We start from the raw sequence: 17,371 nt of genomic DNA on the forward strand, positions 1-17,371 counted from the left end.
TGCGAAACCATCCACCATGCTGAACCAATTGACCACGGAAGCCAGCAACCCGGCCTCTGCCCAGATCGATTCGTTGTCAGCGTTGCAAATCGTTCAACTGATCAATCAACAAGACGCTTTGATTGCGGCCGCGGTGAACACGCAGGCCGAAAGAATCGCGGAGGCGGTGGATGTGATCGCGGACAAATTCCGCTCCAACGGGCGATTGGTTTATCTGGGTGCCGGCACGTCAGGTCGCTTGGGTGTGCTCGACGCCAGCGAATGCCCGCCGACCTTCCGCACCCCACCCGAGATGGTCGTGGGCGTGATCGCGGGCGGCCCCGAGGCGCTGACCCGAGCAATCGAAGGGGCTGAGGACCATCCGGAATTTGCGAAGCGTGATTTGGCTGCCATCAACCTGTCCGACAACGATGTGTTGGTGGGGATCGCCACCAGCGGACGAACCCCCTACGTCATCGGCGGGTTGCAACACGCCCGATCGGTCGGAGCTGTCACTGTCGGACTGAGTTGCAATCCAAACTGCCAATTGCGACCGCTCTCCCAAATCATGATCGCACCGGTCGTGGGACCTGAAGTGGTCAGCGGTTCCACCCGCTTGAAAGCGGGAACCGCCACCAAGATGGTGCTGAACATGTTGACCACCGGGGCCATGATTCGGATCGGAAAGACATACGGCAACCGCATGGTCGACGTCCGCGCAACCAACGAAAAACTGGTCGCAAGATCGCGGCAAATGCTTTCCGAGATCGTGGGGATCCCAACCGACCAAGCCGATCAATTGCTGCACCAGTGCGAGGGCGAAGTGAAAACAGCCATCGTCGTTCACATGCGTGAGGTCTCCCCACAAACGGCGCGACAACAGTTGGCTGACGTGGGTGGGCACCTGAGTCGCTTGTTCGTGACTCCCCCCGAATGAACGCGTCCACTGGACTGGTGCTGGGAATCGACGGTGGCGGCACCAAAACCGTCGCGTGGCTCGCGCGGTGTGACTTCCCCCATCATCACACTGCGATTCCCAACGCGATTGAAACGTTTGGCCGCGGACGCGCGGGTTCTTCCAATGTCCGTAGCGTCGGCTTTGAAACCGCGTTGGGCAATCTGGATCGAGCCGTCGAGAATGCCTTCGCCGATGCAGAAATTCCCCGCGTCATGGTGGACCGGGCTTGCTTGGCGCTGGCCGGTGCCGGTCGAAACAGCGAACAACAACGCATTCGATCGTGGGCGGATCAATGCCAATTGACGAAGTCATTGACCGTGGTCGATGACGCATTGCCAGTGCTGTACGCCGCGGCGGAAGACGGGGTTGGCATCGCGCTCATCTCGGGCACCGGGTCGCTGGCACTGGGCCGAAACACCGAAGGTGAGACAGCGAGATGTGGCGGTTGGGGAAGCTTGTTGGGTGATGAAGGCAGTGGCTACCAGATTTCTCTTGCTGCTCTGCGTGCTGTCGTTCGCGCCGACGATGGGCGCGGTCCCACCACCCAACTGCACCAGCGATTGCTGGAACACCACGGGATCACAACGGCCAGTGAATTGATTCCAATCCTCTACACCGACTCGAACAATCGAGTGCAAATCGCCTCGCTTGCTCCACTCGTTTTTGAGGTCGCAGGCTCCGGAGATTCGGTCGCCCAACAGATCCTTGATCAAGCGTCCACGGATCTTGCCGAGATGGTGAACACGCTGGTCGCTCGCCTTGGCATGTCCGACCACCCCTGCTCATTGGCAGGCACCGGCAGCGTGCTGATTCATCAACCAGCGTTCACACAAAGCGTCCGTGACAAGCTGGCACGAACTGGAATCGAAACCACCTACCGTGCGATTCCTGAATCAGTGGCAGGCACGCTGGTGATTGCAATGGGATCGACCACAACTCACTGAAACTGAATCAGCGAGTCTCAACGATCACCAGGCACCGCATTCGGGCTCGTGTTCGTCTTCGACGCCCAGGCGTGTTTTGAACTGCTGGAACTTGTCGTACAAGCGTTCACTGCTGCTGTGCACGTGTTCAGCCTCGGTGATGAACTTGATCGAGTCATCCGGATAAACATCCGAATTGATCAACGCCTGGCGGAATCCATCCAGTGGCGTTCCGTAGGCGATCAACAGTTTGTGTTCGTCCAGTTGGACTTCCTGTTGCTTGGCCGTGTTGATGATCGCGATTCCAGTGCAGCCATCGTTGAGCAACACGTCTTCGAATTCCATCAAGATGCTTTTCAGCACGGGAACATCGATGTGCTCACGGTACAGGTCTTCGTGTTGCGAAGAACTGTGATGGCTGGTTTCCAACACCACATCGACCACGGTTCCCAGTTGATCGATCAGATCCAAGAACACATCCATCAAAACAGGTTTGGATGCGGCGGCCATGATGACCGGCGTGGTGGATCCGTTGGATTCGTCCACGTACTTGTCGTACCGAAATCCCTGACTGGGGGAAATCTGGACGTCGTAGGAAGGTCGGATGGCGTCGGTCAATTCGAACATCCCATAGGTTTTGATCCCCATGTGAACCTGCAGTTCTTCGTCCGAGAGACGTTCGAAGCTGCCAGGTGCGGATGTTGGAATCGCGTCGTCCTGTGCCGTCGGACGAAGGATGCGTTTGAGAAAGCCCATTTGATTGGTAATTTTCGACGCGTGTGTGATGACGACACCAGGGTGGAAAAGATTGCCTGAGCCGGTTCACCGCTGCGACTGGTGAACACACAAAGCTAGGTCACGTCACGGCCAAGACCCCGCAACTGTCCCAGAACCGCTCAAAACTCGCTGAATGGCCCGTGAGACGGCCTCCCAAGCGTTTCCACCGTCATAACCCGAACAATCGTTTCTCCCAACTCACCCCAAGCGGGGCCCTGGTTCGCCCGGATCCTTGCGAAAGAGGTTGACACGCACGCCTGGGAGTCGACATTGAGACGTTAGCGGGGGCCGCGCGCCGCCTTTTTCAAAAACGCTTCTCTGAAGACGCTTTCGAGCGGCTGGTTCATGATGGATCGAACAGCATCCCGACGGGCTTTGTCCCGTTTCATTCGTACTTTGCCCTGCCCAGGGTTTTCATCGATTCTTCCCAGCGATTCAAACGCTGCGAAAAACCGAGTTGCGAAAGTGCTCACGCTGGCATGCCTGACGGCAGCGTTGCTCCCCAGCGGCTGTGACTTACCCGATCGGTACGACATCCAGACGTTTGAAAAGCCTGCTCCTTGGCACGCGGAAACAACGCCTTCGTTTGCCTCTCAGGCACGCAACACAGCGCGGCCCTCGTCCGCCGCCGATGCGATGCGGCAATCCGGCATGCCAGAGATCCTCACTCCCAACCAGACGCCCTCCAACACGACCGAAACCGTTTCGGGCAAACCCGGTTCGCACGCCTCCGCCGGAACAACCGAAAACCGACTCGCCGACGAGTGGGAGTCGTGGCAAATTCACAGCCTCCGTTCGACCATCTTGGGCGGCATTCATGCCAAGTCCACTCGCACCGCGGACAACGAGATCAAGGTCGAACTGGAAGAACAAGGGCTGACCTATCGCGGCATGCTGCAAATCCTGGAGTCGAACCAACAAACGTTCTGGCACGATGCCAATGGCGACCTGAAGAAAGTGGACTGCACATTTCGACGTGGACCGATCGAATCACATCGCACGATCGAGATCACCGCCAACGAAGTCCAGTTCGTTGACAACCGCTTGGTCGCGACCAAGAAGAAGACGCTGCCGATCCATTCACCACTGGGCGGCCCGCTGCACGTCTACCAGACGCTGCGCCGAAAACCTTTGCAAGAGGGTGAAATTCGCGAAGCCAATGTTTTGCTTCCAATCCTGGGGGAAGTGGCAACCCTTCGACTGCAACACAACTCGCTCGCTTCGCCTTCCGTCCTGACACCGCAGGGATTCCAAGAAGTCGTGCTGCAGGAAGCATCTTGCCTGTTGTCACTGGGGCCCCAACGACAACGCGAAAGCGTTTATTGGTTTGACGACCAAGGCCAGGTGCAGCTCTACCACGTCGCCAACGAACAACGATTTTCGTACGGCTGCAATGCCTCGCAATACAAGCTGCTGGGGCAAGAGTTCCTCAACCAAGACTATCCGATTGCCTTGCAAGTGCAGGGCAAACCGCTTGAGACCGAAGCGAGTTTGTTGGCAGGTGACCTCCAGCAGGTCGGCTACGAAATCATCTGGGCCACACCGCCCGCGCCCGAGTCCGTGGCATCGGATCCACCTGGGGAGGCAAACGAACCAGAATCCGAACCATCCGCGGACAACCAAGACAATCAGATCGCTCTGGCTCCCCGTCAGTACCTACGACGCAGTGGTGACCAAGCACAGCAAAAGCTGATCGTTTCCCGGACCCCCGTTCCACCTTCCAAGCTTCGCGACCGCTTTGACCAGTTCGGAGGCGAGAGCACCCCCGCTGACTTGGCCGCGACTTCGTTGGTGGACTATCGCTCCGCCACGGTTCGCCGCATTGCCAACGCAACTGCCAACAGCCCCGACTTCACGTTGGCGGAACGAGCGATGGAGATGAACCGCACCGTTCACTCCTTGCTGTCGTTCCAAGCGCTCTCGCAAGGGATGCGTGCGGCCAGCCAAATTGCGGACTCATCGACAGCTGACAGCACCGAGCAGTCCATTCTGCTGATGGCACTGTTGCGATCCGCCGGGATTCCATCCCGAATGGCCTTGGGAATCCGTTACCAATCCGCTGACCACGTTGCCCCCACCCGTGATGTGGCGTTGCCATTCCAAACACGGGCTCGCCTTCCCGAAGGCAACCGCTTTGTCTATCACGCCTGGGTCGTGGCGAAAGTCGACGACCAATGGATCTCGTTGGACCCCGTCGCTGGCACCGAAACCCAACCGGATTGCTTGGCAATTGAGACCACCGACATGAAAGACATCGATCCGATTGAGCTGATCGAGGAATTCATCGACAAACTCTCGCGAATGCAGATCAGCATCTACGCGGTCATTCGCGGTGCCTGAGCGGTGGGTGCGGGAGTCATTGGGTGCCAGAGCAGGTGAGTGCCAGAGCAGTGGCTTGCGCATAAAAAAACGCCCCGGAGAAGGTTACCCTTCGCCGAGGCGTTTTTGAGGTCACGTCTGTTTGACGCAGTGGTCTACTTTCATCAAGTGAACAAGTTCACTCAGCGAACGTAGCTGGCACTGGCCTGAATGACGCGACGATTACGGGAAATGCTTGCACTTGGATCAACGATCGGTGCAGGTGGCATTGGAGCGGCGTGAGGAGCAGCGACTGGTGCGGCAGTAGGAGCGGCGTAGGTCGATCCACATCCGCATCCGGTGTCACAAGGAGCTGCGTCGCAGCCCATGTCACAGCAGCTGCTGCTCTTGCAACCGAGGTTGCCGAAGAGTTTCTTCAGCAGGCCGCCTTTGCCGATGCTGCAGCAACCGCTGTCACATCCGCTGTCGCAGCAGGTAGGTTCGCAAGAAGCGATTTCGCAACCGCAAGCTGGTTCGCAAGCGACTTCACAAGGAGCTTCGCAGCAGCTGTTGCAGCCTTTGCCGCTGAACAACTTGCTCAGCAAGCCGCCCTTGCCAATGCTGCATCCGCTGTCGCAGCACGAAGGTTCGCAAGAAGCGACTTCGCAACCACAAGCTGGTTCGCAAGCGACTTCACAAGCAGGTGCACAGCCACAATCAGCGACTTCACAACCGCAAGTTGGTTCTGCACAGCTGTTGCAGCCGCCGAACAGTTTGCCCTTCAGCAAACCACAACCGGAGTCACAACCGCCACAAGGGGCTTCGCAACCACAATCAGGTTCGCAAACAGGAGCACATCCGCAGTCGCTGTCGCAACCGCCGCAAGGTGCTTCCAAACCACAAGTAGGCTCACAAGCAGGAGCTTCACAGCAAGCTGTTGAGCTTCCGCAGCCTTTCATGCCGAGCATTCGGTCCAGCAGGTCAAAGCCGAAGCCTTGTGTACAAACCGAACTCGCCACGACCATCGTCAATGTTAAAATTGTCCGCTTCATCGGAGATTATTCTCCCTCTCGAGATTGTTGCGGGAAGTTGTCGGCAGTGATCCGTCACATGCGATTTTGCAACCTCACCATTGAATCTGTGTCCGGGGGACACGGTCGTCGGACGAAGTCGCCGACGATCAAGCCCCGAGGAAAGACTTCAGAACACAAACCGAGCGAGGTGCGAGCACCTGGCCCGCTGACTTCGTTCAGTTCTGAAATCCGTTATCGATTCGTGCCAGACTTCCTGGCGATGGTGAAATGAGTTCAATCGTTGGATGAAGAAACATCTGCCAGATGCTGACATCCGCTGTCTGCATCTCTGGGTCACCCGAGTCACTTGAGCTAGATCGAGCCTGAGATGCCGGGAGCATTTCAAACCCGACTCAAGCGGTCGGACAACAAACGTATCGGCGACACCTAGGCTTCAATGCAGTGGTTTGAGCCTTTTTCGTCAGCTTGTTAACGTTTGCGGCTTGCGGAATTTCAACGCGATTATTCGGCTGGGATGGGTCGTCCTGAACAATCCCTTGGTACGATGCGTTTAATCGATTCAGACTGACAGAATCACCCCCTCATGGCGGGAACAGCGGCTCAGATCGAGTGGCTTTCGCCGTGGAACGCGCCGTTATGAAACCCCAGCGAATGCACGCGAATCCGGCAAACCAACGGGCCACCCCGGGACCCTCCCAGCCCGAACTCGTGGATTTAACACGAATCGAACCGGTGGAGTGCCCCTGTGGGCTGGCCCGACGCGCCTTCGCGGACTCGCCCCATTTCCCAGGCACGTTGCATCTGACCCAAATCAGTCTGGACGCCCAAACACACTTCCACCGCGATCACACCGAGATCTACGTGATCTTGAACTGCGACGCCGATGCGGCCATCGAACTCGATGGCGAACTTCATCCCGTCCGTCCCCTGATGTCCATTCTCATTCCTCCCCAGGTCAAACACCGTGCGGTGGGGAAAATGGAGGTCTTGATCGTGTGCACCCCTGAATTCGACTCTGCGGACGAACACTTCGGTGATCCTGCCGTGAAGTCAGCCAAAAACTCGACTGTCCCGTAGGCCCCACGGCTTTCGCCTTTCAATGGCTGCCGAAAACAGTCGCGAATTGCCGTTCAAACGACTTTTACACTTTTGAGCATCGGAGGGGATTGCACGCGACGGGTACCGACACGCTAAAATCATTTTAATCCACACGATTGGGACTATCCTGTCGTTCCTCTCCTTCCCTGCCCCATCCCCGCCCCCCGGAATCCTTGATGTTTGCGACGTTGCGCCGCTCAGTCACTTCGCCACGCTTCCTGAGGACCTCACAACACTTTGATCGCCCGCCTCGTGTGGTCGTGATGTTGCTGTGCCTGATGGGTTGTGTTGGCCTGACCTTGGGCTCCTCCATTGCCCACTCCCAAGAAAACGGACAAACAGCTGACTGGACCTATTGGCGTGGCCCCAATTTCAATGGGACCGCCGAAGCGGAGAACTTGGTCGAAGACTGGGACTCCGAAGGTGGCGAAGGCAGCAATCTGATTTGGAAACGCGACGACATCGGCACCCGCAGCACGCCCGTTGCGATGAACGGCCGACTCTACTCCATGATGCGTTCCAATCCGGGAACGGACACTGAAGGCGAAAAAGTCGTCTGTTTGGACGCCGAAACCGGCGAAACCATTTGGGAAAACCGCTTCAACGTTTGGATGTCGGACGTGCCTGACACCCGGGTGGGATGGAGCAGCGTGGTCGCGGATCCGGAAAGTGGCAATGTTTATGCCCTCGGCGTCTGCGATTTGTTCCTCTGCATCAATGGCGAAACAGGCCAAACCGTTTGGAGCAAACCACTTCACGAACAATTTGGAATGCTGTCGACCTACGGCGGACGAACCAACTTCCCTGTGATTCACGAAGACCTCGTGATCATCAGCGGCATCATCATCAACTGGGGCGAAGCCGCCAAACCGAACCACCGCCTGATCGGGATGGACAAACTGACCGGCGAAGTCGTCTGGTTCAGCGGCACCAAGGACTTGCCCAACGACACCACTTACTCCGCTCCCACGCTGACCACGATCGAAGGCCAACGGCAATTGATCCTGGGAACCGGCGACGGAGCCGTCTGGGGCATTCAACCTCGGACCGGCAAACCGCTTTGGCACCACGACCTTTCCCGCCGCGGTCTGTTCGCAACCCCGTTGGTCGATGGCAATCGGGTTTATGCCAGCCACAGCGAAGAAAACATGTCCGGCAGCTCGATGGGCGCGGTCGCTTCCGTCGAAGTCGGCGGAACCGGTGACGAAACCTACGGCAAAGAAGTCTGGAAGATGGAAGGTCTGGTCGTCGGCCGCAGTGCTCCCGTCGTCGTCGACAACCGTTTGTATGTGGTCGATGACCGCTGCAAACTCTGGATCATCGATACCGAAACGGGTGACTTGATCGCCGAGCGAATCGCGATCGGAGACCGCAAACAATGGCCGTCGCTTTTGGTTGCCGATGAGAAACTCTATGTCCTGACGGAAAACGGGCGTTGGGCAATCTTGGAAATGACCGAGGATGGCGTCGAATTCCTCAACAAGGGACGCATTCGCAACGAAGCCTTTCACTCCTCGCCAATCTTGGCCAATGGAAAGTTGTATTTCCAAGGTGCTTCGGCGCTGTACTGCGTTGGCTCACCGGAATCCAAGCAGAAACCGCTCGTGTTGGCAGAGCAATTGCTCGGCGAAACAGCCCTCGAGGAAAACCCAGAACCCGCCCAATTGCTGATCACTCCCGCGGAAGGCTTGCTGTATCCCGGACAAACCATGGAACTGTCGGTTCGACTGTTCAATCGACTGGGACAACGTTTGGCGGATCCAGACCTTTCAGAGGTCGCGTTCAGCGTTGAAGGACCTGGCTCCGTCGACGGCAACGTCTTCACCGCCAACGCGGACGTCGCTCACACGGCGGCCACGATCGTCGCCAAGGTCGGAAGTGTTTCCGGATCCACTCGCGTTCGGATCGTGCCGGAACTGCCCTGGGCGTTCAACTTCGATGACCTGAATGACCCACCGCTTTCCTGGGTGGGTGCTCGTTATCGACACGTGATCCGTCCCGTCGATGGCTCGCCCGCCTTGGTCAAGATCAGCACAATTCCCAAGGGAGCACGCAGCCGTGCTTGGATGGGATCCAGTGAACTGAAGAACTACACCATCGCCGCTGATGTTCGTGGCAGCCGAGCCAATGACCAACTTCCCGACATTGGCTTGACCGCTCACGGTTACGTGTTGGATTTGATGGGCAACAGCCAACAGTTGCAAATCCGATCCTGGTCACCGCAATTGCGAATGGCACAAACCGTTGACTTCCCTTGGGAAGAAGACAAGTGGTACCGGATGAAGTTCCGAGCCCAGATCGAAGGCAGCGGCGACGATGCGATTGCCGTGTTGAAGGGCAAGATTTGGCCTCGCGGCGAAGAAGAGCCCGCTGACTGGACCGTGACTGCTGAAGACAAAATCCCTGTCCTTTCGGCCAGCCCTGGTTTGTACGGCAACGCGAAAGTCGCGGAGCTTTACATCGACAACTTGGAAGTCACTCCCAACGAGTGATGCAGGTGGGGCGGCAGACTCCTCCGCCGTTCCCTCCATGAACCCCCTCTGAAAACCTTGCAGCGAGATCGCGGTCCTCCACTCCCCCGCGATCCGCTTCCAAAACCCAACGATCCCTCCCTCCCAAAAACAATCATGGCTCGCTCTGAATTTTCTGCTTGGTGCTTGATGATCGGCTCAGCGATGCTGGGCACACTGACAACCGTTCTCTTGAGTGGTTGCCAGCCTCCCATCCCATTGAGCTCCGTCACATTGGCGGCAGCTGCCGCCAATGAGTCGGTCGTGACCGACGTGGACTCATCGAAATCCGACTCTGGATCCGCGCCGGACATGAAGGAATTCATGGCTCCCGCCCAAGTGATGGAATCCGGCAAAGAATGGCCCCAGTGGGGCGGGACCCGGGTTCGTAACAATGTTCCCAACGCAAAGAACTTGCCCGAATCCTGGAACATCGGCAAATTTGACCGTCGCACGGGCGAATGGGATGGATCCAAAGCAGAAAACGTTCGCTGGTTCTCCAGCCTCGGCAGCCAAACGTACGGCAACCCCGTGGTCGCTGGTGGCCAAGTCTACGTCGGCACCAACAACGGCAACGGATACCTGGAACGCTATCCCAGCAACGTTGACCTTGGCTGCTTGCTCGCATTCGACCAAGAAGACGGAAGCTTTCTGTGGCAACACAGCAGCGAAAAGCTGATCACCGGTCGCGTCCACGATTGGCCTTTGCAAGGCATTTGCTGTGCCCCATTGGTCGAAGGCGAACGCCTTTGGTTCGTCACCAGCCGTGGCGAAGTCCGTTGCCTGGACACCCAAGGTTTCCACGATGGTGAAGACGACGGCCAAGTCCAAAACGAAGTCGCTCGTGTCGGTGACCTTCCCAATGGCGGCGAAGGCAGCGAATTCGAAGACTCACTTTCATCACTCAACCAAGGTCAGCTCACGGACGCTTTGACCAAGGTTTTGACCGAGGCTGGAAGTGCTCCCGAAGGCAAGATCGAGATCAAAACACTCGCCGAAAACAAATCCTGGACCGCCACAGGCAAGTTCGGTGGCGTGGAACGCACCCTGGCATTCAAACAACTCGGGCCTCGCATCTCGATCTTCAAGACTCTGTCAGTCGAAGACAAACAAGATGCCGATGTGATCTGGGTCTTCAACATGATGGATGAACTCGGTGTCAGCCAGCACAACATGTGCTCCTGCAGCGTCACCAGCTACGGCGACCTGTTGTTCGTGAACACCAGCAATGGTCTCGACGAATCCCACATCAACTTGCCCGCTCCCGAAGCTCCCAGCTTCATTTGCATGAACAAGAACACGGGCGAAGTCCTGTGGACCGACCAGTCCCCTGGTAACAACATTCTTCACGGTCAATGGTCGTCACCATCGGTCGAAGTTCTCGGTGGTGTGCCACAAGTCCTGTTCTGCGGTGGAGACGGTTGGCTCTACAGCTTCAAAGCAGACGGTGGAAAAGACGGTGCCGGCGAATTGCTTTGGAAATTCGACTGCAACCCCAAGGAATCCAAATGGATCCTTGGTGGCGAAGGCACTCGCAACAATCTGATCGCCACCCCAGTCGCCTACGACGGATGGGTTTACATCGCGGTCGGCCAAGACCCTGAACACGGCGAAGGCGAAGGACACCTGTGGTGCATCGACCCAACCAAACGCGGCGACGTCTCGCCTCAACTGGCAGTGAAGATGGAAGGTGACAGCCGCGAACCGATTGACCACAAACGGATCCAAGCCGTCGAACCTGAGAAGGGCGAGGCTGCTGTCGACAATCCAAACTCGGCGGTTGTCTGGCACTACTCGCTGGCCGACCAAAACGAAGACGGCGAAATCGACTTCGAGGAAGAAATGCACCGCAGTTGCGGTACCGTCGCGATCAAAGACGATGTGCTCTACATCGCTGACTTCTCTGGGTTGGTCCATTGCTTGGACGCCAAGGGCAACGAAGACGGCACGTCGATCGTCCACTTCACTTACGACATGTTTGCCCAAAGCTGGGGCAGTCCCTTGATCGCCGATGACAAGGTCTACATCGGGGATGAAGATGGCGACGTGTGCGTTTTTGAGTTCGGCGCTGAAAACAACGAACCCATCGAAGAGATCAACATGGGAACCAGCGTTTACAGCACGGCCGTCGCGGCGGATGAAACCATTTTCATCAGCACCAAGGACAAATTGTTCGCGATTGGCAAACCTCGCTGAGCGTCTGTCGCTGTTGAGGCCAACCTGCGACGTCGCCATGACAAACCGTGAGCGGCATGCCGATTCCTCGACACCGTGCCAACCTCGGTTTTCGCCGATCGACTGAAGCCAATCATTCGCCACCGAGTTCACTCTGGACCGGTGGCGAAACTCGTTTCAACGCGAGCCCAATTGGCTGAAAAGTCACTCCGGACGAAGACGCGAAACTACGCGTCTTGATCCAGGATCTGTTCTTCAGATCCGCGGCGTTGGCTGATCGGCCGATCCACCACGTGCTCTTCACGGCGACGTGATGTTTGCGGATCTTCGTTTTCACTTCGCTGAGAGACCGGTGCGACCCGATAGGTCAGACCGTGAAGCGTGTGAATGATTGGCATCGAAATGGGAGCGAACATGGTGTCGTCTCGTTCAAAAGGTCGGTGGACACGAAAGCCTAGCTCTCTGTCACCTCCTTTCGGCGATCCCTTCCGGTCCTGAATGGTGAAAAGCGACATTTCGTCACAACCCAATGTCCACCTGGTCCGATTGTGCGGGCAACAAGACAATCAACGAGGCATTCCGACACACAGATCGCCAACAAAGCGACATCCGACGCCATAAACCAGATCAACGCTTGAACTGTCAGACGCCTGCGAGCTGAAGACCGTCCAGCAACTCAGCGGCCGCTTCGCTCTTGTTCAGAACGTAGTAGTGGATTCCCGGAACGCCATGCTTCAGCAAATCGATCGTCTGCTGGCGAGCGTGATCCACGCCCACCCGGAATTGATGAGCAGCGTCCTCCTTCTCCGACATCGCCGATTCCAGTTCTGCCGGAATCGATGCCTTGCACATCGAAGCAATCCGTTTGGCCTGTTTGAAGTTCGTCACCGGTAGAATGCCTGGAACGATCGGCACTTCGATGCCAATCGCTTGGCAAGCGTCGCGGAACCGATAGAAGTCGTCGTTGTGGTAGAACAACTGCGTGATCACGATGTCAGCCCCCGCGTCCACCTTCCGCTTCAGGTTCACCAAATCCGTCTGGAAATCGACGGCTTCCTGATGCGTTTCTGGATACCCAGCCACGGCGATCCCCAAATCGTCAAATTTCCCTCGAATCAGTTCCACCAATTCGTTCGCGTACTTCAAACCACCCTCTGTCACCTCGAACTTGGTGGTGCCTTGAGGCGGATCCCCTCGCAACGCAACGATGTAATCGACACCGATCTCGCGAGCATCTGCCAAATACCCCTCCAACTCCTCGACCGTCGAACCAACGCAGGTCAGATGCGAGGCCACCGGCAGGTTGGTGATCTGCTTGACCTTCTGCAGGACCTCCAACGTCGTCCCACGACTCGATCCCCCCGCGCCATACGTGCAGGTGAAATACTTCGGGCTGAACTGCATCAACCGTTCCACGTTTTTGCAGAGCAGATCCACACCCTCGGCATTCTTGGGCGGAAACAGCTCAAACGAAATCGCACAACCGGAGGACTGATAAACAGAAGCCAGAGTCATCAAACAAATCACAAAAGAAGAAATGTGCTGCAAAAAGGCACGCTGCAAGAGAATAGTCGGGCAACGTCACCGGCCAGGCAGTTCCAGACAAAACCGGGCACCTCGCCAGTATAAGCGACCGCCCGTTTGACGGAACCAAGCGTCCCGCCCGGAGAGAACCGGAGCCTCCCAACTTTACCGCAATCCCTTCGCATCCCGAAACCAGCCGCTGTGGCGGCACCTGCTTAGAGCAGGGAATTGGGACGCTGAGCACCTGGCCATTTGTCCGGGGAGGCGGTTCCTGACACGATCACTCCTTTTTTCTCCCAGCCCAAGTACGCCGTGACATCGGCGGGGCAATAACGCAGCGTCAAACCACATCGCCTGCGATCGCTCTGATTCGGAGCCGACCCGTGAACCAGCAGGTCGCTGTGAATCGACACCTGTCCCGCGTGAACCGGTGTGAAACGGTGCTGCCCGTACTTTTCTGGTTCGCTCACGACCTGGTCCAAGACGTTGCCGGAATCAGAGTCGGTCATGTCGAAGTCAATCAAACCATGCTGGTGGGACCCGGTGTAGACCTCCATCCCACCATTGCCCAAATCAGCATCGTCGATCGCCAACCAAACGGTCACCGCCTTCGTCGGGGTCAACGGCCAATAACTGGCGTCTTGGTGCCAATCGACTCGCTTCCCGTCCCCGGGCATCTTGCAGAAAAAATGCGAGCCCCAACCGATCACATTTTCGCCAAGCAGATCCGAGACATAACCGACCAACTTGGGATGCTGCAACAATTCCCACACGCGAGCGTGTTTCAGGTGGGCGCTGCTGATCGAATAGCTGTCCTTCCCGGCGGCCATCGTCTCAGCCAACAAGGCATCGAAGTATTCGCGCAGAGAAGCGGTTTCCTCCGGGTCCAAGACATCCAACGGCCCCAAATAGCCGTCCCGGTTCCAAGCCTCGATTTGGCCCGGGCTCAGCAACTGAGGTGAGGCGTTTTCAGTGGGAAAGAAACGGATCTCGCGTGGAACCGTTTCAATCGACTCTCGATCTGGAATGATCGCAAACGCAGCGTCCGAGGGGGATCCGGTTTCGTTCATGGGGACTGATATTTCGTGCTGGAGGATGGTGGACGAGTCCATTGTCAGCGAGTCCAACAGGTGATTCAACCCAACCAAGTTGCGGGGACAAGCCAGCGTGACCGTTAAAACTGGCGCAGTCCATCAAGATTCTCAATTGCTCGGATGCCACCCATCAGCTTGGCGGCGCCAAGCAATCCATGCGAACTAGGGTTGGATGCAACGGTTGCCTTCAAGGCGGTTGCGACACCTCTCGATCCCTTTGTCCGCACCCAATACGTTCTCACGGTTTGCACCATGTCCATCGCAGCCAACACCCATCCACCACGTCTGGAACGATCCACAACGGTGGTCGACCGCACTGTTCAGTATGGCGTCGTGAAAAAGATCGCCTTCCACTGGGTCATTTTCTTCGTCTGCAATTCCATCGCGTTGCTGTTGTGGTTGCGTCTGTTTGAGCACCCTGACCTGAGTTGGCAGCACTCCTTTGAAGATTGCGTCCGTCGTTTCCTGCCCTTCTTCTTGATCTCACTCGCGTTGATTCCTGCCTTCGTGCTGGACACGTTGAAACTAACCAATCGTTTCGCCGGACCGATCATGCGGCTCCGCACCGAGATTCTGAATGCGGCCGAAGGCCGTCCCGTCACACGGTTGTGTTTCCGCACGAACGACTTCTGGCGTGATGTCGCAGACTCCTTCAACAGCATGGCGCAACGGACCGGTTTGCTCGTCGAAGAGAACGCCGAGTCAACCGACACCGAATCCAGCTCATCCTCCCCCAACGTCTGAATTCATCCGATGCCTGCACCCACCTCCCGACCGCGGGACCGAAACGTTCCTGGCCGACGAACTCGTCGCAGCCGATCCGGTGTGGCAACGGTTGAGTTTGCCGTTTGCTTGCCGGTCCTGATCCTCTTGGTTTTCGGCTCGATCGAAGCTTCCAGCATGATCTTCCTGAAACAGTCACTCAACGTGGCAGCGTATGAGTCCACGCGAGAAGCCATTCGCGACGGCCGCAGCAACGCCGACGCCGCCGCTCGCGCCCGAGCAGTCCTCGATTCCCGCGGCATCATTGGCTACCAGATCACGTTCCCCAACGGCGAATCGCTCGACGCGGACCGCGCCGCCGAAGTCGTGACCTCGGTGTCCGCTTCGAGTGCAACGAACAGTCCTCTGCTGGGTCGATTCCTCACCGATCGCCAACTCACCGTCAACACGGTGATGTTGAAACAGTGAGACCGCAATCGCACCACTGAATTCACCACGCACATCCGCCCCGTCCAACTTCATCCGACTCGTCCGGAATCGCAGCATGCATCCCGCCTCCACCACCAAGTCGACGCTGTCTCGCAAACTTCGTGATCGCTGCGTCGCATTTGACCTTCATCGAACTCGCCGTGCACCGCAACGGCAGGGGGCGATGCTGGTGCTGATCGCGATCATGATGTTTTTATTCTTGATCGTCGTGGCTTTCTCAATCGACATCGCACAGATGCACCTGGCTCGGACCGAGTTGCGTTCATCAACCGATGCAGCCGCCAATGCCGCCGCAACCACTTTGGCAGACACGCTGGACCGCAACCAAGCCATTCGGCGCGGTCAGCAAATCGCACAAGCCAACTTGGTCAACGGACAACCATTGCTGCTCGGGGACAGCGACTTCCAGTTCGGCAGATCCGAGCGTCAAGTGAACGGCAAGTATGCGTTCACTTCCGGCGAAGCTCCCTTCAACGGGGTTCGTGTCAACGGCCAACGCACCACGGGATCATTGTCCGGCCCCGTGCCATTGTTCTTTGGCAACGTCACCGGCACCTCGATCTTTGAACCGGAAGCATTTGCGACGGCAACCTATGTCGAACGCGACATCACCTTGGTCGTCGACCGCAGTGGTTCGATGGGCGGCAGTCGATTCGCTGACCTCCGGGATGCCATCCGAATCTTCACCGACATGTTGGCCACGACTCCGGTCGATGAACAAATCGGGCTAGCCTCGTACAACGACCGAGCCAGCGAAGACGTGCAGTTGACCGAAAACTTCGCCGAAATCACCACCGCCATGGACGGGTTGAGAACGGGTGGATTCACCAGCATTTCCGGTGGCATGCAAGCCGGACGGGAAATCGCCCTGCGTGGTCGACCTCCCGAGTTTGTCGAACGCACCATGATTGTGATGACCGATGGTCGCCACAACCGAGGCATCGAACCCAGAGTCGTGGCCAATGATCTCGCCGCCGATGGCGTCACCATCCACACCATCACCTTCGGAGCCGGCGCCGACTTCGGCCGCATGCAAGACGTTGCACGCATCGGAGGTGGTCGGCACTTCCACGCCACCGATGGCGCCCAGTTGCGTGAAATCTACCGAGAGATCGCCCTCACGTTGGGAACGGTTCTGACCGAGTGATTTCGATCGGCCACCAATTCCTTCCCCTCACTTCTTCCCAACAAATTCCCATGCACTCGCCGACTCACTCTCGCCGACACCTCGCCCAACCGAAATCTCGGCAAGGCGCCGTTGCGGTTGAATTTGCCGTTGTCGTCCCGTTGCTGTTCTTGTTCTTCTTCGCCGGATTCGAGTTCATGCGAGTGGCGATGGTCCGGCACACCATTGACAACGCAGTCTACGAAGGGGCTCGCGTGGGGATCATCCCCGGTGGCACCAACGCGGAAGTCCGAACCGAAGCCACGCGGATCCTGGGCACCATCGGAATCGATGTCTTCAACCTGGAAGTGGAACCGGCCAACATCACGGACGCCACCCAAGACATCACCGTTCGCGTGACCGTGCCCCTGGACCGCAACACCTACGTCCCCGCGAACTACTTTCTCGGCGAAGAAATGCAGCGAGAACTGACGATGCGTCGCGAAGGACGCTAAGCACCACGTGAACAACAAGTGACGTAGCGGAAGGGCGCGAGCCCTCCGGTTCCTCACCGGGCGGCTTGCGCCACACCGCTAACATCGTCACCTGTTGTTCACGCGTTGCTAAAAGTCACCGGTGAAAGTCAACGGTTCTTCAGCCCGCGACCCTAGCAAGTCCAATCGG

General features: G+C 57.4%; 14 protein-coding genes. 10 read left to right on the forward strand and 4 right to left on the reverse strand.

Translation table 11 applies throughout. The features are described from left to right. The first annotated feature begins 16 nt into the window (after nucleotides 1-16). Together murQ and RISK_RS03910 are read left to right on the forward strand one after the other, a co-directional pair. Complete coding sequence (murQ, locus tag RISK_RS03905) at nucleotides 17-916, forward strand: N-acetylmuramic acid 6-phosphate etherase (protein WP_047813040.1); 900 nt, start codon at nucleotides 17-19, stop codon at nucleotides 914-916. Continuing rightward, nucleotides 913-1,881, forward strand: a complete 969-nt coding sequence (locus tag RISK_RS03910) for an N-acetylglucosamine kinase (RefSeq protein WP_047812922.1) — start codon at nucleotides 913-915, stop codon at nucleotides 1,879-1,881. The genes murQ and RISK_RS03910 overlap by 4 nt, the downstream gene beginning before the upstream one ends. A gap of 24 nt (nucleotides 1,882-1,905) precedes the next feature. Here the strand turns inward: RISK_RS03910 and RISK_RS03915 are convergent, their stop codons facing one another. Continuing rightward, complete coding sequence (locus tag RISK_RS03915; protein ID WP_047812923.1) at nucleotides 1,906-2,616, reverse strand: hypothetical protein; 711 nt, start codon at nucleotides 2,614-2,616, stop codon at nucleotides 1,906-1,908. Between the two features lie 366 nt (nucleotides 2,617-2,982). Between RISK_RS03915 and RISK_RS03920 the strand changes: the two genes are divergently transcribed. The 4 genes from RISK_RS03920 to RISK_RS03940 all read left to right on the forward strand — a co-directional run bounded on the left by RISK_RS03920 (nucleotide 2,983) and on the right by RISK_RS03940 (nucleotide 11,773). Then, nucleotides 2,983-4,977: a transglutaminase-like domain-containing protein gene (locus RISK_RS03920; RefSeq protein WP_047812924.1), complete on the forward strand. Its 1,995-nt coding sequence runs from the start codon at nucleotides 2,983-2,985 to the stop codon at nucleotides 4,975-4,977. A 1,628-nt stretch (nucleotides 4,978-6,605) separates the two neighbouring features. Beyond that, nucleotides 6,606-7,046 carry a cupin domain-containing protein gene (locus RISK_RS03930; protein WP_236696000.1) on the forward strand — a complete coding sequence of 147 codons (441 nt, stop codon included), beginning with the start codon at nucleotides 6,606-6,608 and terminating at the stop codon, nucleotides 7,044-7,046. Nucleotides 7,047-7,330: 284 nt separating this feature from the next. After that, on the forward strand, nucleotides 7,331-9,559 hold the full coding sequence (locus RISK_RS03935; protein WP_047813043.1) for an outer membrane protein assembly factor BamB family protein: 2,229 nt from the start codon (nucleotides 7,331-7,333) through the stop codon (nucleotides 9,557-9,559). Nucleotides 9,560-9,694: 135 nt separating this feature from the next. Then, entirely contained in the window at nucleotides 9,695-11,773 is a 2,079-nt protein-coding gene (locus RISK_RS03940; RefSeq protein WP_047812925.1) for an outer membrane protein assembly factor BamB family protein, read from the forward strand. 206 nt (nucleotides 11,774-11,979) lie between these two features. Here RISK_RS03940 and RISK_RS03945 read toward each other — a convergent pair whose 3' ends face one another. The 3 genes from RISK_RS03945 to RISK_RS03955 form a co-directional block, all read right to left on the reverse strand. Continuing rightward, the gene (locus tag RISK_RS03945; RefSeq protein ID WP_236696002.1) at nucleotides 11,980-12,168 is read right to left on the reverse strand and encodes a hypothetical protein; all 189 of its coding nucleotides are present in this window, start codon (nucleotides 12,166-12,168) and stop codon (nucleotides 11,980-11,982) included. Nucleotides 12,169-12,394: 226 nt separating this feature from the next. Next, on the reverse strand, nucleotides 12,395-13,279 hold the full coding sequence (gene metF, locus RISK_RS03950) for a methylenetetrahydrofolate reductase [NAD(P)H] (protein ID WP_047812926.1): 885 nt from the start codon (nucleotides 13,277-13,279) through the stop codon (nucleotides 12,395-12,397). Between the two features lie 212 nt (nucleotides 13,280-13,491). Beyond that, nucleotides 13,492-14,346: a phytanoyl-CoA dioxygenase family protein gene (locus RISK_RS03955; RefSeq protein ID WP_047813044.1), complete on the reverse strand. Its 855-nt coding sequence runs from the start codon at nucleotides 14,344-14,346 to the stop codon at nucleotides 13,492-13,494. 144 nt (nucleotides 14,347-14,490) lie between these two features. On the opposite strand from RISK_RS03955, the gene RISK_RS03960 reads away from it, so the two are divergent. The 4 genes from RISK_RS03960 (at nucleotide 14,491) to RISK_RS03975 (ending at nucleotide 17,202) form a co-directional block, all read left to right on the forward strand. Then, nucleotides 14,491-15,114: a hypothetical protein gene (locus RISK_RS03960; RefSeq protein WP_236696004.1), complete on the forward strand. Its 624-nt coding sequence runs from the start codon at nucleotides 14,491-14,493 to the stop codon at nucleotides 15,112-15,114. Nucleotides 15,115-15,123: 9 nt separating this feature from the next. After that, nucleotides 15,124-15,561, forward strand: coding sequence for a TadE family protein (locus tag RISK_RS03965; protein WP_236696005.1), 438 nt, complete (start codon nucleotides 15,124-15,126; stop codon nucleotides 15,559-15,561). A 76-nt stretch (nucleotides 15,562-15,637) separates the two neighbouring features. Then, complete coding sequence (locus tag RISK_RS03970; protein ID WP_047812927.1) at nucleotides 15,638-16,729, forward strand: vWA domain-containing protein; 1,092 nt, start codon at nucleotides 15,638-15,640, stop codon at nucleotides 16,727-16,729. A 50-nt stretch (nucleotides 16,730-16,779) separates the two neighbouring features. Next, a complete protein-coding gene (locus RISK_RS03975; RefSeq protein WP_047813047.1) occupies nucleotides 16,780-17,202 on the forward strand; it encodes a TadE/TadG family type IV pilus assembly protein in 423 nt (140 codons plus the stop codon). The last annotated feature ends 169 nt before the right edge of the window (nucleotides 17,203-17,371 follow it).

It is taken from the genome of Rhodopirellula islandica (genome assembly GCF_001027925.1).
Taxonomy (GTDB): Bacteria; Planctomycetota; Planctomycetia; order Pirellulales; family Pirellulaceae; genus Rhodopirellula; species Rhodopirellula islandica.